The sequence below is a fragment of the Flavobacterium sp. FlaQc-28 genome (assembly GCF_044007415.1).
Classification (GTDB): Bacteria; Bacteroidota; Bacteroidia; order Flavobacteriales; family Flavobacteriaceae; genus Flavobacterium.
In genome coordinates this window covers 1,043,366-1,063,978 of sequence record NZ_JBIPCM010000001.1, presented here as the reverse complement: position 1 = coordinate 1,063,978, position 20,613 = coordinate 1,043,366, and the positions used below count along the sequence as shown (strand labels likewise).

Genomic DNA, 20,613 nt, shown 5'->3' with positions numbered 1-20,613 from the left:
TACTTGCGGAGATTTCTCCTTTCGTCGAAATGACAATATTGAGGAAATCTTTGCGAACTTTGCGTAATTCTTAGCGCCCTTTGCGGTTAGAAAACTTTGCGTCTTAGCGCCTTTACGGCAAACTCAAAACAAATAAGAAAACTTTAATAAATCTATCATACGCTACTTTGTAAAAAAATGTAATTTTGAAATTCGAAGTTCAAAAACTAAGTTATTATGAAATATCATCAAATAAACAGCGCTCTTTTTGTAAAAAACCGCAAAAAATTCACGGCAGAAATGAAACCAAACTCTGTTGCCGTTTTCAATTCAAATGACATTTACCCAGTTAGTGCCGACAGTACTCTTCCGTTTGCACAGCACAGAGATATTTTTTATCTAAGCGGCGTAGATCAGGAAGAAAGTATTTTACTTTTATTTCCAGATGCACCTTATGAAAATCAAAAAGAGATTCTTTTCCTGAAAGAAACTAACGATCACATCGCTGTTTGGGAAGGTGAAAAACTAACTAAGGAACGTGCTTTTCAAGTTTCGGGAATTAGAACTGTTTATTGGCTACAGGATTTTCATAAAGTCTTAAACGAAATGATGACGTATGCGGATACGATGTACATCAACACAAACGAGCATTACCGCGCGTCTGTTGAAACTGAAACTCGCGAAGCACGTTTTGTAAAATGGTGGAAAGAACGTTACCCAGCGCATAATGTTGCAAAAAGCAACCCAATTTTACAGCGAATTCGTTCTGTAAAAGAAAGTGAAGAAATCGATTTGATTCAGCAGGCTTGTGATATTACAGAGAAAGGTTTCCGCAGATTATTGTCGTTTGTAAAACCAAATGTTACTGAATATGAAATCGAAGCTGAATTGGCTCACGAATTTATCCGTAACCGTTCTAAAGGTTTTGCTTATACGCCAATTATCGCATCTGGAAACAATGCAAATGTTTTGCATTATATCGAAAACAATCAACAATGTAAAGCTGGTGATTTAATTTTGTTGGATGTTGCGGCTGAATATGCAAATTATTCAAGTGATATGTCGAGAACAATTCCAGTTTCAGGACGTTTTTCTGATCGCCAAAAAGCCGTTTACAATGCTGTTTTGAGAGTTAAAAATGAAGCAACAAAAATGCTTACACTAGGAACACTTTGGAAACAATATCATATCGAAGTTGGTAAAATCATGACTTCTGAATTACTTGGTTTAGGCTTAATTGATAAAGCAGATGTTCAGAACGAAAATCCAGAATGGCCTGCTTACAAAAAATATTTCATGCACGGAACGTCTCACCACATGGGACTTGACACACACGATTACGGTTTGCTTCACGAGCCTATGAAAGCGAATATGGTTTTTACGGTTGAACCAGGTATTTATATTCCTGCTGAAGGTTTCGGAATTCGTTTAGAAGACAATGTTGTTGTTCAAGAAAAAGGAGAACCTTTTAACTTAATGCGCAACATTCCAATTGAAGCTGATGAAATTGAAAGCTTGATGAATGACTAAATAAACAAAGCCCTTAATAATTTTAAATCATTAAGGGCTTTTTTAATTTTATAAATTGGATTTACTTATCCAATTTTAGCGATTTGCACGTCTAATTGAAATTTGCCGTCAGCTGCGTTTTCGTTGATCAGTTCAAAAAGCTCTAAAGCTCTTCTTGCATTTTTCTCTTCTTCTCTTTGCTCAGCCACATACCACATCATAAAATCTTCGGTAGCATAATCATTTTCAGCTCTACATTTTGCGATTACTTTATTGACTGCCTGAGTTACTGCAATTTCGTTTTGCAAAGCAATTTCAAATACTTCTTTAAAAGAAGCAAATTCTTGCTGCACTTCTGGAACAGATGGCGTAACTGCAATCCCACCCATGTCTGTAATATATTTGAAAACTTTTAGAAAGTGCTCTCTTTCTTCTTCGGCTTGCTTATACATATAAGATGCTGTATTTGCATAACCATTTCTATCCAGCCATGCAGCCATAGCTAAATATTTATTAGAAGCATCACTTTCTAATTTTGCTTGTAAGTTCAATATATTTTCGATTCCTTCAACTAATGAAGTACTTGTTCTTAGTAAATCTTTCATAACCTTTAATTTTTATACGTGTAAAATTACAAAAATTAAAGACGGCAGCTCTAAACACCTGAAAATTTGGATTTAATCTAAGTAAGAATCTAAATAAGCTCGACGTTGACAATATTACAAAGCATAGAATGCAATGTAAGCGTAAATTTAGTTCCGTTTAATAAATCTCTCAACTGCACTATTTCGCAAATGGTAAGATTTCTGGAAAAGTTTCTTTTGGTAGTTTCAATCAACTGAGCGTCTGAATGATCAGACAAATCATAAAGCATGTTAAGAATATCAACGCTATTAACCTTTCTCTGAAAAATCAAAAAATCCTGAATTTTATAACTTGACACTGTATCAACAAAATTGATAATTATGCTATTGGTCAAATCACATTGATAACTGTATCCTTTTTCGGTTTCAAATAATACTTTGGTGGTCAAATCACTAACTAATGCCATTCTGATAAAATATAATAACGGTGCAAAAATATATAATTTAAAGTAATAAAAAACATAATTAAGACTAATTTAAAATAACAAAATCATATAATGTTCTTAAAAACAGCTGAAGTATACAAAATGCTGTAACATTCTACAGGATTTTTTGTCTAATTTTAAAAAACAAAAAATTTAGAAATTATGCAGGCACACGAAATAGATTATCAGATTTTTGGAGAAGAAATGCAGTATGTTGAAATAGAACTAGACCCGCAGGAAATTGTAATTGCCGAAGCTGGCAGTTTTATGATGATGGAAAACAACATCCAAATGGAAACGATATTTGGAGACGGTTCTCAGCAACAAGGTTCAGGTTTGTTTGGCAAACTTTTAAATGCAGGTAAAAGGGTTCTTACCGGCGAAAGCTTGTTTATGACAGCATTTTTAAACCAAGGAAATACCAAAAGCAAAGTATCATTTGCGTCACCATATCCGGGAAAAATCCTTCCGATTGATTTAACCGAATTTCAAGGTAAATTTATCTGTCAAAAAAGTTCCTTTTTATGCGCCGCCAAAGGCGTTTCTGTTGGGATAGAATTTTCTCAGAAATTAGGACGCGGTTTATTTGGAGGCGAAGGTTTTATCATGCAGAAAATTGAAGGAGACGGAATGGCTTTTGTACATTCTGGCGGAACAATGGCTAAAAAAGTATTAGGTCACGGTGAAGTCCTAAAAGTAGATACAGGATGTATTATTGGTTTTACCAAAGATGTAGATTATGACATTGAATTTATTGGCGGAATCAAAAATTCTATTTTTGGCGGCGAAGGATTATTTTATGCCACTTTAAAAGGTCCGGGAACGGTTTACGTGCAGTCACTGCCATTCTCAAGATTAGCTGACCGCATTATTGCATCGGCACCAAAATCCGGAGGAAACAGTCGTGACGAAGGAAGTTTACTTGGCGGATTAGGAAATCTTTTGGATGGTGATAATCGATTTTAATTTTATAGAATGACTTTCAGAAATGGGAGTCATTTTAATTTATAAAAAGAAGGGCAGCTCTTTCGAACTGCCCAAAGCACCTAACCAAAAGTGCACTTAATACCCATTAGTACCAAATTCTTTGGCATTTGAAATTGCATCCAAAAATGATCTCGGAATTGGTCTAACAGTATGTTTACCTTCAACAAAATTTGTTCCTGCGATTGGGTTTGTCTGATCCAAATAGGTTTTAGTTAACTTTCCAGTACGTTTTAGATCAATCCATCTTGTATGTTCGCCAGATAACTCTCTTGCTCTTTCTTTTAAAATAAAATCGATATTCATTTGAGCTCCTGAAACCAACATTTCACTTTCTCTTGATGTTAACGCGGCTCTTTTTCTAAGAGTATTTACATAAATCAATGCCTTAGCCTGATTATCTGTTAAAATAGCTGCTTCTGCCGCTATCAAATACACTTCTCCCAAACGAATAATAGGAATATCTCCTAACCAATACTGATTGCTTTGACAATATAATGCTGCAGAAAATTTTCGCATGGCTGGAAAAATATTAATAAGATTTGGATCGTTTGGATACATTGCAGGATCCTTATACTTATTGGTTCCTGGTTCGAAAATATCGCTTGGATCAGCTACAAGCATTGGCATTTTGCTTTTCACAACTGGATCGATATTCCAATTTGGAGTGAACACAGCTAAACCTTCATCATTATTCATATTAATTTGTTCCTCTATTCTTTGCGAATAAAAATTAACCGCCGGAAGTGCCTGAGCTAATGTATTTTTAATAGTATAACCAACTACTGAAGGATCTTTTTTATAAGCTGTCGCCATAGTTTGTGTAATCGTTTTATTTGCTGCAGCATAAAACTTGTACGTAAATGTTTCCGCAAAACGTGTATCTGCTGGTGATGGTACGGGCATAAACACTTCTGTCAGCAAATATTTACTTGGTTTTAGCAAACGGCTATTGGCTCGTCCGTATAAGATACTAGTTGCTCCTGCTCCCCATTCAGCTCCTCTGGTTGCTAAATCTGGCAAATAATACTGTCTTGTTCTTCCTCTGTTGAAACCTTCTGGATTAAGACCTCCAGGATCGATTCCTTGAGTAAACAAAAATTCTGTATTTTTCTTATTATTGCTGCCTTCCCATAGCTTCTTAAATCCCGATTTAGTATTGTCGCTTAAATATAAAGCAGTCTGGTATTTTGTTGCATTATTAATTAATTCTTCAGCGGTTTCTAAGGCCAATTTTGCATACTCCGAAGCGTCTCCTAATCTTGTTCTCTGCAGATATACTTTTGACAATAAACCATAAGCCGCTTTCTTAGCCACTCGTCCTTGTAAAGTCTGCTGCACTGGGAGATTTGCACAGGCAAATTTTAAATCTTCAATAATTAAATCGTAAAACTCTTTCTCGGAACTACGCACTGGAGCGTTATCTGCTCCTTCAATAATAGACGATTTTGTTCTTAAAACCACACCTCCAAATTGTTCTACCAATGTAAAATTACTAAAGGCTCTTAGGAAATAAGCTTCTGCCAGTTTTGCATTCAATTCTTCTGTAGAAGCATAACCTTTAACATCTTTTGAATAATAAATTGCCGTGTTGCATAGATTAATAGTCGTGTAAGCTGTACCCCAAATTACTTTAATATTTCCGTCATCTGGATTTAACTGACTGGCATATTGTGTAAAACCAATTCCGCTATTACTCACGTTTTCCCAAGAATCGGTTCCTGCTTCTGTAGGTGCTATATAATCGACCTTTCCGTGCAGGAAATATAAATTCTCGTAGCAACTGTTGATTAATCCTTCGAATCCCGGCCTTTCGCTATAGGATTTATCCAAAGAAACAGTAGTAAGATTTTTTTCGTCTAAACTGCATGACTGAGTTAATCCAGCCATAAAAAACATTAAGACAATTACTGATTTTAATTTTATATATTTTTTCATGATACTACAATGATAAATTAATACCGAAAACAACTTGTTTAAATAATGGGAATGAATCTGACCCTCCACTTTCTGGATCTACATTTTTCAACAAATGACTACGGCTAAAAACAAAAGGATTATAAGATGTTAAATAAAGTCTCAAATTACTTAAACCCGTTTTTTTAAGAAAATCTTCGGGCATAGAATAACCAAGAGTAATATTCTTGATTTTTATATATGATGCATCTACAAGCTCTAATGACGATTGAAATTGTGTATTAAAACTACCTCCTGGTCTCGGAAAATCATTTGTTGGATTATCTTGTGTCCAGTAACTATACGTTTCCGGCTGTGCTTCTTTGTTCCAATAACCCAAAACCTGAGCACGCATCATACCGCCTTGTCTTCCGTTTACAAATATTGTAAGGTCAAAATTCTTGTACTTGAATGTATTTTGGAAACCAAAGAAATAATCTGGAACATTATTCCCTACAATCATTCTGTCTTTTGTAGAATAAACGTGTACTCCATTATCAGAAACTCCATTGGCATCAACTTGCGGCACTGTCTGCAATTTTATGTCTCCAGGTTTTGCACCATATAAAGCGGCTTCGGTTTCTTGACCCAATTGCCAGATTCCTATTTTTTTATAATCATAAAACACACCGCCTGACGCTGGAGTCTGCCCAATGAACAGACCTTCAGAAATTAATTCATTAACGGTTAAGTTCCCTAAATCAATATTGGTCAGCTTTTCTGTGGCATGTGTAAAGGTGAATGAAGTATTCCATTTAAAATTTTCAGTATCAATATTTTTAGTATTTATAGAAAGTTCAAAACCTCTGTTTTCAGAAGTTGCAATATTAGAAGTCTTTTTATAAGGTGTTTTAGCATCGTAACCTCCTGAACTTGTAGGCAGACGACGATCCCATAAAATACCATCTGTATTTGTCCAATAATATTCGGCTACCAGATCGATTCTATTTTTCAAAACAGAGACATCTAAACCTAAATTAGTATTTGTAGAACGTTCCCAAGTTAAATCTGAATTTGAAATATGCTCAGTAGGAACATACATTGGTAAAGCTGTACCGCCGCCAAGAGAAAGACTGCTTGTTTTTGTAGAGGTACGAGTCAAACTAGAATAAGGATCAATATTTGCCGATCCCGAAACACCATAACCTAGTCTCAGTTTTAAATTATTCAGCCATGAACTCATTCCTTCCATAAAACTTTCATCGCTGATACGCCAAGCCAATGATGCAGATGGGAAAGATGCCCATTTATTGCCTTCCGCCAACGGAGAAACTCCATCCCAACGATTGGTTAATTGAAATAAGTATCTTCCTTTATAACTGTAATTAAAACGACCAGCAAATGACATTCTGTTAAACTGGCTGTAAGCATTCATTCTGGTAGTTAGATTTTTTACCGCTCCCATGTTATAAAACTTAAAGTCGTCGTAATCTATACCATTACCGCCTAAATAAGCTCCTTCTGATCTGCTGTCTGCCCAAGAAGTAATTCCTGTTAAACCAAAATCATGATCTTTACCCAATTTAAAATTATAGCTCAAAATATTTTCCCAGATGTAGCTATAAGCCAACTCGTTATTATAAGTGGCTTCGCTTGCAGTTCTACCTTCCGTTAACAGATTGTATGAATTTTTATTTTGAAAAGTCCCCGCTCTGCTTCCTGAAAATCGAGTTCCTAAATTAGATCTTAACTTAAAATTTTTAGCAAATTCAAATTCCAGATAAGGATTGAATTGTACATTATAACTTAATGATTCATTAGCAAAAGCCCCTGGATAATTATTCGCCAAAATACTAATGTTGTTTTGATCTCCTTCGATTGGATAAAGATTCACAACACCATTTTCATCAAACGGAACTCCTAAAGGATAAACGCTGTATGCTTTATTAATTCTACTATTGGTTGTGCTGTTTTTACGATAGTTTAAAATCAATTGGAAACCTGTTTTAAATTTATTGCTAAATTTAATATCAACTCCTCCTCTGGAATTAAAGCTGTTTACTTTATCATTTTGATAAATTCCTTCTTCACCTATATATCCTAAAGAAAAATACCCTTGTACTTTTTCAGATCCGCCTCTCATAAAAAGATTATGATTTTGCTGCGTTCCTACTTGTAAAGTTTTATCGATCCAGTTTACATATTCTCCTTTTTCAATCGCGGCAACTGCAGATGCGTTTAAACCTAAATCTGTTAAGTTCGTTGCTTGGTAGCCATTGTCTAAATAAAATCGGTCTTTTTTATAATTTAACCATTTCTCGCCTGTGAGAGGAGCAGGAAAAGAAGAGAAACCATTTAGTCCAAAATAACTATTAAAGTCAATTTGCGTTTTTCCTGCTTTTGCTTTTTTAGTGGTAACAATAATAACTCCATTGGCACCCGAAGAACCATAAATGGCAGTCGAAGAAGCATCTTTTAAAACATCAATACTTTCAATGTCATTCGGATTCAAATTATCGATGCTTGAAGGAAGTCCATCAACAATATACAACGGATCCTGACTTGCTGTCAAAGATCTATTTCCTCTTAATAAGACTTTTGGAGATGTTCCTGCTTTTCCAGATCCACGTTGAATATCCAGACCCGAAACTCTCCCTTGAAGTGCTTCCATCGGACTTAAAACTGGACTTAAAGCAATATCCGTTGATTTCACGGTTGCTACAGCTCCTGTTAAATCTTTTTTCTTTACCGCGCCGTAACCAACAATTACAACTTCATTTAAAGCTGCATTTTGCTCGTTTAAAATTACACTCAAAGACTTACTTTGACCAACTGCTACTTCTTTATTCTCAAATCCTATAAAAGAAAAAACTAAAACACTATTGGTTCCATTTATACGAATTATAAACTTTCCGTCTAAGTCGGTTTGTACCCCATTTTTAGTTCCTTTTTCAATAACATTCGCTCCTGGTATCGGCATATTCTTCGAGTCGGTTACAACTCCTGTAACTTCAATACCTTGTTCGATTACAACTTTCTGAACTGTATTTTTTTCCTGAAGATGTACTTGCTGTTTTTTCTTTACCAAAATAATCTGGCGATCATTTATCGTATAAGAAATATCGGTTCCTTTAAAAACCTCTTCTAATATTTCGGTTATCCCCTTTTTCTTTACATTAACTGTCACCTTTCTGTTCAGATCAATTATACTGCTTTCAAAAAGAAATCTGTATTCTGAAACAGATTCTACTTTATTAAACAGCTTTTCGACTGGCACATTCTTTATGTTAAATGTAAGCTTTGTATTTTGCGAATAGACACTTGCTTGAATTTTCATCAAAGAAAGTATCAGTAATAATGTGGTTAGTTTCATTCTTAGACTAATTTTAGGCAAATAAGGACTAAGCCAATTCCTCTTAATTATTTTTTTCATAATTTTGGATTGATTTTAAATGATTTAATTTCGATACGTCGTTTGAAACACTTAAATCGGGAAATACTGGTACTATTTTCCGATTTTACTTCTTATGTTTCTCAAAAAATTACATCCTCTTCATAATTTCTTTTTTTTGGTTGGTTAGTAAATAGTTAGTTTATTTTTATAAGCTTTCCTTCTATTTTATAAGTAAAGCCTTGAATTTTGCTCATTGTTTCTAATACCTTTTCTATACTTTCAATATTCTTGTTGAAACTAGCATTGAATTTTTTATCTAAAATATCTTTCCTGTTATTTTCAATAGTTACGTTGTAAGTCCTTTCTAGTTTTATTATAATATCTTTAAAAGCCGTTTTTCTGAAAACAATTTCACCATTTATCCATTCGGTATAAAAACGGGTATCTACTTTCTCTTTAGCTATCTCCGTATTTCGACTATTCCAAGATCCTTTTTCACCCGGAACCAACGTTGTTTTTGTATTTGCATTAGCTGCATCAGTCAAACTCACCGAACCTTCGACTAAAACTGTATTGATATCGATATCTTCTTTATAAGAACTCACATTAAACTTTGTTCCTAAAACTTTCACATTTACTCCTCTTGTTTTGACAATAAATGGATGCGCTTTATCTTTTACAACATCAAAAAAAGCTTCTCCATCTAAAACAACTTCCCTATTATGTCCCTTAATAAATTGAACTGGATATTTCAAAGAAGAACCAGCGTTCATATTGACCAATGTTCCATCCGATAATGTTATTTTAAAAGTCTTGCCGTACGGAATTTTAATTTCGTTGTAAACCAATTTGCTCATTGATTTAGCTGATTTATAATTAATCTCATTTTCTTTTTGAGAAGCCACTACTTCTCCATTTTTCTTGATAATCTGTTGTTCTCCATTCGGATTTAAAACCTGAATATCCCCATTTTCCAAAACCAATTGAATGGCATTAGGAGAAACTGCTGCTTTATTTTGTTTACCCGCTTTGTATTGAAAAACATAAACCAAACCTAATAAGCAAAAAAACATTGCTGCATACTGAAAAATATTCCTCCAATTGATTACAACTGATTTTTTCTCCAGATTTAGTTTCTCTTGTAATTCTTCCCAATTTTTATCAGTGTCGATAGATTCCAAGTACAACAGCGCTTCTTCAAGCAAACCGTTACTCTGAAGATTTTTTATCAATTCCTGATCTTCAAAGGGCAGTAATTCAATTTTAGACGTATCAAAGCTCTTCTTCGACACTATTTCCCTAAGGATATCAAGCAATTGTGAGTTTCGGTTCATTGTTTTATATAAGTGGTTATTTATATAGGTTATAAAAAAAGCTTTTTAGGGTGACAACTAATCAAAAAATTTTGATTTTTTTTACACTTTGTTGAAAATAAATAACTTTTTATTTTACATTTGACACCGTGTAATCCATTACAGAACGAATAAATGCAATTCTCAGATGTTTAATTTTAAGGATTTAAAAGTATTTGAAGCCTTGTACAAAGAGCATTTTGCTTTTTTTTCCTTAGTCTCTTTTAACATAGTTAAGGATAAAGATGTAGCAAAAGATCTGGTACAAGATTTTTTCATGTACTTATGGGAAAAAGACGAAACATTAAACTTTACCATTTCATTTAAGGCATATGGTACAAAAGCAATCAAAAACTTAAGTCTGCAGCATTTAGAAAAAACCAAAACTGTCAGTCTAAAAGATGCAAAAATTGCCCTTCCAAAATCTGAAGAAGAACATGTATTTGAAAATACAGAAGAAAACAAAAAGCCTAAAATTCAAACATTAATTGACAAGATTCCACAGTCGAGAAGAGAAATTTTTATATCACATGTAGTCGAAGGACTGAGTTACGCAGAAATTGCTGAAGACCAGAACATCTCAATAAATACGGTAAAAACACAAATGAAAAGAGCCTATGCTTCTTTAAGAGACTCTCAAAAAACTTTACACTTAAAATTCATTCTATATTTCATATGGCTTATAAAATAACTTATTTTTGCTATATAAAATTTACATTTTGAATTACACTTTATACAAAAACACAAAAATATCTTACTCTGATACTGGAAAAGGAAATACAATTGTTTTACTTCACGGTTTTCTAGAAAACAAAAAAATGTGGAAAGATTATATTGCTCTTTTCTCAGAAAAATACCGTGTAATAACAATCGATTTGTTAGGCCACGGCGAATCTGAATCCTTAGGCTACGTTCATGAAATGGAAGATAATGCGAACGCAGTTCATGAAGTTTTACAGCATTTAAAAATTGAAAAAGCAACTATTCTAGGACATTCTATGGGCGGTTACGTTGGTTTAGCTTTCGCCGAATTGTTTCCAAATAACATTAAAAAACTAGTTTTACTAAATTCTACTTCTAAAGAAGACAGCGCTGAAAAAAAAATAAACAGAACTCGCGCCATAAAAGCCGTAAAACAAAACTATGTCAACTTTGTAAGTTTGGCTATAGCTAATTTATTCAGCGAAAACAATCGTGCTCGATTAGTGAATGAAATCGAAAACGCAAAAGAACAAGCTCTAAAAACACCATTACAAGGAATTATAGCCTCTCTAGAAGGAATGAAAATACGAAAAGACAGAGAAGCACTTTTACATGAAAATCGTTTTCCTGTTTTATTAGTTTTGGGTAAAAAAGATCCTGTTTTAAACTACGAAGAAAGTCTTTCTCAAATTAATGACACGACCGTTGAATTAGTTTCGTTTGAAGACGGACACATGAGTCACATCGAAAACAAAGAAGAATTAAAAACAATCTTACTTGATTTTTTCAATTAAAAAACACGACTTCACCTATTATTACCAAATAAAATTTTCAAACAGTTTTCTGATTGCTTAACTTATCTTTTCTTCAAAAGGAATAGTTACGTCTAAGATTTCCTTTAAAAGCAAAACGATTTCCTCTAGGTAATTTTTTAAAATTTCATTAGTCACTGTCAAATTCAATTCTTTATCTTCTTTGAAACTAAATGGCAAAAAGCCTGATTTTAAATTTTTGAACGAAATAATTCCAACTTCCATAGGAATATCTCCTGCTTCATTCTCAAACATGAAGGCATAAGCTAAAACCTGAATAATTTTATCGTTTTTAAGCTCTTGTGCCAAGCCATTCCATGATTTAAGCACAACATTAGCCTTTTCAACTTTTCCCGTCTTATAATCAATAATTCGCACTTTTCCGTTTCGAAGTTCAATACGATCCACATTTCCTTTAATTAAAACTGGGAATGGAAGATTTGGGTGATTTAATTCACGTTCGAATGTTTTCTCTAAAGCTATAATCTTAACTGCATCTCCATTTTTTATAGAATCCAATTCCATTTTCAAAAAATTAGAAACATTTCGTTTAGCCACTTCAAAAGCCAAAAGATTACGGCCTTTTTTAATTTCACCCTCTTTATAAACTAATTTAAACTGTTTCAAAACTTCATCATCCAGCAAATTGAAGCAATTTTTAATATCTGTTTCCGAAATAAACTTATCAATAAAAGGGTCATACAACGCTTTTAAAGTTTCGTGAATAATAGTTCCAAGCGTATTTAAAGCAATATTCTCCTCCACCTCTTCAACTTCTCTAATGCGAAGTATCTTTTGAAAATAAAAATCAATTGGATTTCTAATATAACTTGTCAAAGCCGAAGGCGAAAAACCAGCAGCAGCGATTTCTTTCAAACGTTCTAATACTGCTTCTGATTTTGGAACCACCATTGGTTGATATGCCGTATCAGGCAAAACAGGATTATATATATCAAAAGTCAAATTGTGCTTAGATTGTTTTTCTACTTCTAATTGTGTAATAAAACGACTTCGCTCCCCAGCATCTAAACCATCATTTTCGGTATTATAAATCAGATAAATATTTTTTGCTCTTTGCAATAAATGATAAAAGTGATAGGTATAAATTGCGTCTTTCTCTTTAAAAGTTGGCAATCCAAGTTCTTTTTTAACATCATAAGGAATAAAGGAATTTTGAGATTTTCCAGCAGGAAATTTCCCTTCATTCATCGAGGTTACAATAACAGTCTCAAAATCTAAAACACGACTTTCAAGAACCCCCATAAGCTGCAAACCACGCAAAGGTTCACCTTCAAAAGAAACCTCCGCTACATCAATAATCTGCTTATAAATTGCATGAAGCGTATCAATATTGTCAATATGTTTATGCTGCGAATAATAATTGATCAGTTTATTAATCACTTTAAAAACAGCATACACAAAAGTCTTAGCAATCTTCTCTTCTTCATTATCACTGCTGAAATTTTCCTTAATCAGCAATAAAATTGCCGAGATATTTTCCAAAACCGCAATAGACCCATTCTCCCATTTCTGAAACAGTAAAGAAAACAACTTACTCGGATTTGGGTTGAGTTCTAAAATCTTATTTAAAGTAATAAAAGTATAATTATTCTCTTTAATAATTTTTACTAAATGATTACTATCGGCGTATGGCTCGACTAATGGATGGGTTAAAATATCTAGAACATCTTTATAATAAAAAACATAACTGCCGCCTGCACGAGAAAGTGCGTTAGCGTGCATTTTAAAAAATTTTGCTACCAATATCTGCGACGGATTATTCTTTCCAGAATATCCCATAGTGATATTTAATGCCCCAACCGACGAAGGAAGTGCATACAAAATTGGAATTAAAAGATTTTCCTCACCCAGCACAACTGCAACTTTATCAAGGCTTGCTGTTGGATTAGCAGTAATTAAATCCTCAATTATACTACCAGCCAATTTAGCCTGTCCAATTGTTTTTGGAGTACCAATAACTTGAATATTTTTAGTTTGAGAAAAATCATCTACTATCCATTCAAAAGGATTTGACTTATAATGCTTCCAATTCTGTTTAAAACGACGAACAAAAAGTCCTGCATCATGAAATGGATCATTTAAAAATGTCTGGTCAACATCCCAGTAAATTCTCGCTTGATCTAAAGCCAAAAGATGTTGTACAATTTTTTCTTCTGCTGCATTCAAAGCATTGAATCCCGCAAAAATAAAATTATGATTCGAAATTGTATTAGAAAAATGATTCAGATTATTTACCGCTTCTCGATAAATTAAGCCTTGATAACCAATCGCTTTATTCAACAAATGACTATAAAGCGATTCATAATACAATGGAAGAAGTTTCCAGAAATCAATATAATTCTCTAACAGTTTTGTTTTATTTTCAACTTCAATTCCCCATCTCTTAATATCCTCGATGTCTTTTAAATAAGACAAAACATATGAAGGATCTAACAAATAGCGATCAATTTCATTAAAATCCTGTAGAAGCGTTTTAGCCCAATTTGCAAAAAGCTCAAAAGATTGCTGATTTTGCTTTTCTGTAATAGACAAATAGACTTCATAAAACTCAAACAAAAGCTCTATTGCATCTATAGAACGGATTGATGCAACGTCTTGAACAAAATCTTCAATACTAATAATATTGGGCGAAAGAATTGTTTTTTGAGTTTCTTTTTTAAGTGCTTCGATTAAAAAAACCTTAGCCCTCTTATTGGGTAAAATAATAGTAGTTTCCGCAAGTTTATCAGAATAATCTTGAATTACTACTGTCGCTATTTTTTCTAGAAAAGAAGTATTTATCATTTGATAAAAATAAAAAAAGCCACTCAATTAAGAGCGGCTTTTCATATTTATTTAGAAAGTAAATTAGATTTTACCTTGGTATTTAGAACCAATGTGTCTAATTTCTGTTCTTCTGTTTTGTGCTTTACCTGCAGCAGTTTTGTTACTTGCAACTGGTTGAGAAGCTCCAAATCCTTTAGACTCTAAGTTTTCTGGATTAACACCTCTTTGAACTAAAGCATCTAATACAGCTTTTGCTCTTTCTTCAGAAAGTTTTTGATTCAATTTAGCAGAACCTGTACTATCTGTGTGTCCTTCAATAGCGAATTTCGCGTTTGGATAGTTTTTAAGGATTTCTTTAATTGCATCTAATTTAGCTGGAGTTTCTTTGTCTCCTGTTTTGAAAGTAGCTTTACCTGAGTTGAAGTAAACCGCTCTTGCTTGAACTTTAAGATCTTCTAAAGCTTCAGTTGTAACTTCAGGACATCCTCTGTTTGAAGCAGGACCGTATACTGTAGGACAATCGTCATCTTTATCAGCAACACCATCTTTGTCAGCATCTAAGAAAGGACAACCACCGTTTTCTTTTGGACCAGCAACTGTAGGACATTTGTCATCTTTATCAGCAATACCGTCTCCGTCTGTATCAGGACAACCTTTTAAAGCAGCTAAACCAGCAACATCTGGACAAGCATCATCTTTATCAGCAATTCCGTCTCCGTCAGTATCAGGACATCCGTTTAATGCAGCTAAACCAAATACATCTGGACAAGCGTCAGAAGCATCAACGATTCCATCTCCGTCAGTATCAGGACATCCGTTGAATTGTTTTAAACCTGCAACATCTGGACAAGCATCATCTTTATCGTAGATTCCGTCTCCGTCAGTATCTTTACCTCCGAATTTGAAAACTAGACCTGCAGTGTGTTGAAAAACAGATCTGTCATAAGCTTTATCGTCATTAGCAGCTACAGCCCATTTGTATTTTGTAGCTAACTCAAGACCAATAGCATCTGTAAACCAGAAAGTAACACCAGCACCTGGGTTAACAGTTCCAAAACTGTTATCTCCAAAGAAAGTGTAACCACCTCCTACAGATAACGAAGGATCAATCACTTTAGATTTGATTAATTCTTGGAAGCTGTATTTAATAGTAGCATCAATTCCGTAGTACATCAAGTCACCAGGATTAGTTACAACATTTCCTCTTCCATCATGCCCAACAGCAGCTGGGTTAAATGTAACCAATTTATCAATTTTGTTTACAGATCCTTGTAAACCAACAGAGAAACCTTTACCTACATATCTATTTACACCAATGTAAGATAATGAAGGAAGAATGTTCCAGTTGTCTTTTACAGCGAATGGCTGAGAAAAGTGTTGATCAAAGAAACCACTCCCTGAACCAGAACTAGTTCTTGTATCAACTGCATTAACTCCAAATGAGATCGCCCATGGATTGTTACTGTCTTGTGCGTGAGAACTTAAACCCATCGCCATCATCACAGCAACTAAAAGTTTGTTAAGATGTTTCATACTTAATTTTTTTAATTACAATTTAGTTAATTACAAGCAAAAGTAACACCAAATTTTTTAAATACAAAATCAAATGTTAAAAAAAACCTACAAAAATTTCCCGAATGTGGTAATTATATAACTTTTAACATTTTTCCAACTGATACAAAGGCACTTACAGCCTTGTCTAAATGTTCTTTTGTGTGGGCTGCAGAAAGCTGCACTCTGATTCTTGCTTTTTCTTTTGGCACTACAGGAAAAAAGAACCCTATTACATATATACCTTCTTTTAAAAGCTCATCGGCCATAGTCTGCGATAATTTCGCATCATATAACATTACAGGTACGATTGCTGAATCACCATCAATTATATCAAACCCGGCATTTTTCATACCTTCTTTAAAGTAATTTGTATTCCATTCTAATTTATCTCTTAAAGAAGTGTCTTTTTCTAACAGTTCGAAAACTTTAATAGAAGCCCCTACAATTGCAGGCGCAAGCGAATTTGAAAACAAATAAGGTCTTGAACGCTGACGCAGCAATTCAATAATTTCTTTTTTAGCTGTAGTATATCCTCCCATAGCACCGCCAAGAGCTTTACCAAGAGTTCCTGTAATAATATCTACACGTCCCATTACTCCTTTTGCTTCAAGAGTTCCTTTTCCTGTTGCTCCGATAAAACCAGCAGCATGGCATTCATCTACCATAACCATTGCATCATATTTATCTGCCAGGTCACAAATTTTATCTAGAGGCGCTACTAAACCATCCATAGAAAAGACTCCATCTGTAACAATTAATTTAAAACGAGCACCTGCCTCGTTTGCCTTAATTAACTGCTGCTCCAAGTCAGACATATTATTGTTTTCATAGCGGTAGCGCGCTGCTTTACATAGACGAACTCCATCAATAATAGAAGCGTGATTTAAACTATCAGAAATAATCGCATCATTTTCTCCTAATAAAGGTTCGAAAACACCTCCATTTGCATCAAAAGCAGCTGCATATAATATAGTATCTTCTGTACCATAAAAATCGGCAATCTTTTTTTCTAAAGTTTTATGAATATCCTGCGTTCCACAAATAAAACGAACTGATGACATTCCGAAACCATGAGTATCCATAGCATCTTTCGCTGCTTGAATCACCTCTGGATGCGAAGAAAGTCCTAAATAATTATTTGCACAGAAGTTCAAAACTTTCTCTCCTGTAGAAATAGTTATTTCTGCATCTTGTGCAGAAGTTATAATACGTTCTTTCTTAAAAATTCCGTTTTCTTCAATAACCTGCAATTCTTTTTGCAGGTGTTCTTTAATTTTACCGTACATTTCTATTTATTTAAAACGTTAAAAATTAACACTATAAGCCATTTTTGACCGTATAATTCTTTAACATCTGATTAATATTTTCACAAATTTACTACATCGATTTCGGTTCCTATATATACCAAAGCCTTTTTTAACACTTTATACCCCAAATCTTCTACTGCATCCTGATACTCCTGAATTTGAAGCTTATACTTTGAATTAACAGCTCCCGTTTTATAATCCAGCAAAAAAGCTTTTTTATCTTTTGTCAAAACGATTCGATCTGGTTTCAATATTTTTCCTTCTTTCTGAACAATCGTCTGCTCATTTAAAATATGGTTTTCACCATCAAAGCAAACACTTAATTCTGGATGATTAACAATTTCTAAAAGCGTTTTCAAAACGGCTTCTTGCTGTTCAATTGTTATTAATCCATTTTCAATTGCTTTAGTGACCGCCAAATCAATATCTGATTTATCTTTTACAAAAGCCAAAATTTCGTGCACAATATTTCCATATGATATCGCTTCCTGCTGATGAGTTCCCCACATTAGCGCTTCTCTCTGAGCAATCTTAATATTTTTAGGATTCAAAACCTCTTTTACAATCGGAATTGTTTTTACCAAATCAACTGCTTTTGACGATATCGAAAGTTTTGCCTTGTTTCCAAATTCATATTCTAATTTCTCAGATTCATAAACACCTTCATGAATTAGATATTTTATAAAATAGGAAGCCATATTATTAGGCCACTCTCCATCTTTTCTTTCTTTTAAAGATTGTGAAATAACATACAATTGTTCTTCTGCACGCGTTAACGCAACATACAAGACATTTATATTATCTAATAATTCTTCTTGTTTCTTTTCATTAAAAACCGCCGAAGCACTTTCTCCAAAACCTTCAACCGCACTGCTATTATCAACCAAAGCTCTTGGAACTCCCAAATCTTCTGCTTCAGTATCAAGCCATAATTTATCCTTTGGCTTACGATTATAATCTTCTTCTGCAAAAGGCATAATTACAACTGGAAACTCCAAACCTTTAGATTTATGAATCGTCATAATACGAACTGCATTATTTCCTTCTGGAGAAGGAATACTGAATTTCTCAGAATTTTTCTCCCAGTAATTTAAAAAATCAGCAATTCCTGCTTGATTTCTAATATCTCTTTCTAGAACAATATCAAGAAAAAACTGCACATAAGCATTTCCTTCAGACGGAAGAATAAATTTCGAGATAATGATCTCGACAGCTTCATAAAGTGATTTTTTACGAATATTTTCAAAAGAAAGAGAAATATCAAAAGCCAAAAGCCATTTCTCAAAATTAAATTCGTCTTTATAAGCCATCCCTTGAGCAATAAAATCATGTATTGGCATTTCAATACTTAAAGTATTCCCCAAAAAATGAAGAAAATGCGCTTTTGATTCTAAATCTCTGCTATTATTCAAATACTTCAACAAATGAACAATCAATCTAACTTCTGTTGCATTTTGAATCATCAAGGTTTCTGATGACAAAAGCGGAATTCGCTGCTCTGTTAGATAATTTGCAATTGCTACTCCCTGCCCTCTTTTCCGAGTTAAAATAACAATATCTTTATACTCAAATCCTTCTTGAACAACTTTTTGAATTGTATTTAATGTTGCTAAAACATACAAATCAGATTTTTCAACAACATCTTCTTCCTCTATTTCACTCTTTTCAATTATTGGCAAAAAAGAAATATTTACGTATCCGCCTTTTTTTGAATTTGTATTCTGAAAACTATGATTCTCATACAAATCTTTATAATCTAAGTTTGAAAACTCTGTTGAGATTAATTTAAAAAAAGCATTATTAAACTCAATAACCTCGCTATAACTTCTATAGTTTGTATTTAAGTGTTTAATTTCTTTATCTGGATTATTAAAAGGATTTGATTCTTTACTTAATTCAATAAACTGTTCTGCTTTCCCGCCTCTCCATCGATAAATAGACTGTTTTGGATCACCAACAATCATCAAAGTTCCTTTATTCCCTAAATCATCTTGACCAGAAAGCGCATTGTCAATTAACGGAATTAAATTTTGCCACTGCATCTCAGAAGTATCCTGGAATTCATCAATAAAAAAATGACGATAACGCTCTCCCAAACGTTCATATATAAAAGGCGCCGGCTGATTCTGAATCTCTCTATGAATAATAGCATTAAATTCAGAAATGGACAAAATATTTTGTTCTGCCTGAATTTTCGCCAATTCATTACTAACTGTATTAAGCAATGATAAAGGTGTAATATTTTTCAAGAACGCTTTATAGAAATCTCTTTTTTCAAAATTCTTATAAATCTTCTTTAAAATATTCAGCAATTCCGGAATCAAGCCTTCTATTACTGCTTTATCTTTTGCCGTTTTATTGATTGCAATATCATCAAATTCGTGAAAAGTCTTATTTCTTGGATTAAACTTCCCATCACGAATACTTTCAAGATGATTTGGAAATGTTCCTCTTGAAAAAGATTTCAAATCAATCCCATTTCCATCCAGTAACAAAAGTACCTCTATCGCAAATTGTTCATTTTCTGACTCCAAATCCTTGCACAATGCAAGCATTTTCTTTTTTATCTCAACAAACTCTTCTATCGTTTTGTCATTAAAGTGCAAAATCTCATTTCGATTATTCTCATTCAAAACTAAACGTCCTGTTTCTAGAATTTCACGAGAAACATCCCAGCTCTTATCATCATCTGTCTTCTCCATCGTGAAGTCGATCAGCAATTTAGTCAGCGTTTCATCCTGACCCGCTTGAGCAATAATTGCATCAACCGCTTCAACCAATAAGTTCTCTGTATCGAGCGTAACTTCAAAAGTCATTGGCAGATTCAAATCATGAGCAAAAGCTCTAATCACCTTATGAGTAAACTTATCTATGGTAGAAATATCAAAAGCTGCATAATTATGTATTAAGTGCTTTATAATATTTTGAGATTTTACTTTAATTTGAATAATTGAAAGCCCTGTTTCTCGAGACAAATCTTCCATTAAATCAGCCGCTTTCACAGAAGGTTCTTCCTTTGCAAATTCAGACAAACTCCCAACAATACGGCTTTTCATTTCATGAACCGCTTTATTGGTAAATGTTATTGCAAGAATATTTCGATAAGCGTCATTTTTTGGGGATGAAAGAATAATTTTAAGATATTCTTTAACCAAAGTATAAGTCTTCCCTGATCCTGCAGAGGCATCATAAATAGAGAAAGACGGACTTTGCATAAGTTTAAGCTTTTGTATGGTAAAAATAGCACATTAATATTAAATCCCAATAA

The 20,613-nt window shown here is 33.5% G+C and carries 13 protein-coding genes; 4 read left to right on the top strand and 9 right to left on the bottom strand.

Features of this window, described 5'->3' with window-relative positions; all coding sequences use genetic code 11:
* The first annotated feature begins 216 nt into the window (after window positions 1-216).
* On the top strand, window positions 217-1,509 hold the full coding sequence (locus ACHRVL_RS04665) for an aminopeptidase P family protein (RefSeq protein WP_395410704.1): 1,293 nt from the start codon (window positions 217-219) through the stop codon (window positions 1,507-1,509).
* Between the two features lie 65 nt (window positions 1,510-1,574).
* Here ACHRVL_RS04665 and ACHRVL_RS04660 read toward each other — a convergent pair whose 3' ends face one another.
* Window positions 1,575-2,093, bottom strand: a complete 519-nt coding sequence (locus ACHRVL_RS04660; RefSeq protein WP_089054664.1) for a ferritin — start codon at window positions 2,091-2,093, stop codon at window positions 1,575-1,577.
* A gap of 89 nt (window positions 2,094-2,182) precedes the next feature.
* Window positions 2,183-2,539 carry a hypothetical protein gene (locus ACHRVL_RS04655; protein ID WP_115887521.1) on the bottom strand — a complete coding sequence of 119 codons (357 nt, stop codon included), beginning with the start codon at window positions 2,537-2,539 and terminating at the stop codon, window positions 2,183-2,185.
* 180 nt (window positions 2,540-2,719) lie between these two features.
* Here ACHRVL_RS04655 and ACHRVL_RS04650 point away from each other — a divergent pair, with 180 nt between their 5' ends.
* A complete protein-coding gene (locus ACHRVL_RS04650; protein ID WP_370433223.1) occupies window positions 2,720-3,523 on the top strand; it encodes a TIGR00266 family protein in 804 nt (267 codons plus the stop codon).
* Between the two features lie 96 nt (window positions 3,524-3,619).
* Here the strand turns inward: ACHRVL_RS04650 and ACHRVL_RS04645 are convergent, their stop codons facing one another.
* The 3 genes from ACHRVL_RS04645 to ACHRVL_RS04635 all read right to left on the bottom strand — a co-directional run bounded on the left by ACHRVL_RS04645 (window position 3,620) and on the right by ACHRVL_RS04635 (window position 10,165).
* Window positions 3,620-5,479: a RagB/SusD family nutrient uptake outer membrane protein gene (locus ACHRVL_RS04645; RefSeq protein WP_395410701.1), complete on the bottom strand. Its 1,860-nt coding sequence runs from the start codon at window positions 5,477-5,479 to the stop codon at window positions 3,620-3,622.
* A gap of 4 nt (window positions 5,480-5,483) precedes the next feature.
* Entirely contained in the window at window positions 5,484-8,810 is a 3,327-nt protein-coding gene (locus ACHRVL_RS04640; protein WP_395410700.1) for a TonB-dependent receptor, read from the bottom strand.
* 215 nt (window positions 8,811-9,025) lie between these two features.
* Window positions 9,026-10,165 carry a FecR family protein gene (locus ACHRVL_RS04635; RefSeq protein ID WP_395410699.1) on the bottom strand — a complete coding sequence of 380 codons (1,140 nt, stop codon included), beginning with the start codon at window positions 10,163-10,165 and terminating at the stop codon, window positions 9,026-9,028.
* A 166-nt stretch (window positions 10,166-10,331) separates the two neighbouring features.
* Between ACHRVL_RS04635 and ACHRVL_RS04630 the strand changes: the two genes are divergently transcribed.
* Both ACHRVL_RS04630 and ACHRVL_RS04625 read left to right on the top strand, forming a co-directional pair.
* Window positions 10,332-10,874 (top strand): sigma-70 family RNA polymerase sigma factor, encoded by a 543-nt coding sequence (locus tag ACHRVL_RS04630; protein ID WP_395410697.1) that lies wholly within the window; start codon window positions 10,332-10,334, stop codon window positions 10,872-10,874.
* A 28-nt stretch (window positions 10,875-10,902) separates the two neighbouring features.
* Window positions 10,903-11,679, top strand: a complete 777-nt coding sequence (locus tag ACHRVL_RS04625) for an alpha/beta fold hydrolase (RefSeq protein ID WP_395410695.1) — start codon at window positions 10,903-10,905, stop codon at window positions 11,677-11,679.
* A 57-nt stretch (window positions 11,680-11,736) separates the two neighbouring features.
* On the opposite strand, the gene ACHRVL_RS04620 is transcribed toward ACHRVL_RS04625, so the two are convergent.
* The 4 genes from ACHRVL_RS04620 to ACHRVL_RS04605 form a co-directional block, all read right to left on the bottom strand.
* Window positions 11,737-14,502: a PD-(D/E)XK nuclease family protein gene (locus tag ACHRVL_RS04620; protein ID WP_395410693.1), complete on the bottom strand. Its 2,766-nt coding sequence runs from the start codon at window positions 14,500-14,502 to the stop codon at window positions 11,737-11,739.
* A 63-nt stretch (window positions 14,503-14,565) separates the two neighbouring features.
* Complete coding sequence (locus ACHRVL_RS04615) at window positions 14,566-16,017, bottom strand: OmpA family protein (protein ID WP_395410691.1); 1,452 nt, start codon at window positions 16,015-16,017, stop codon at window positions 14,566-14,568.
* Window positions 16,018-16,130: 113 nt separating this feature from the next.
* The gene (kbl, locus tag ACHRVL_RS04610) at window positions 16,131-17,324 is read right to left on the bottom strand and encodes a glycine C-acetyltransferase (RefSeq protein WP_395410689.1); all 1,194 of its coding nucleotides are present in this window, start codon (window positions 17,322-17,324) and stop codon (window positions 16,131-16,133) included.
* Window positions 17,325-17,404: 80 nt separating this feature from the next.
* Window positions 17,405-20,560, bottom strand: coding sequence for a UvrD-helicase domain-containing protein (locus tag ACHRVL_RS04605; RefSeq protein ID WP_395410688.1), 3,156 nt, complete (start codon window positions 20,558-20,560; stop codon window positions 17,405-17,407).
* Window positions 20,561-20,613: the final 53 nt, after the last annotated feature.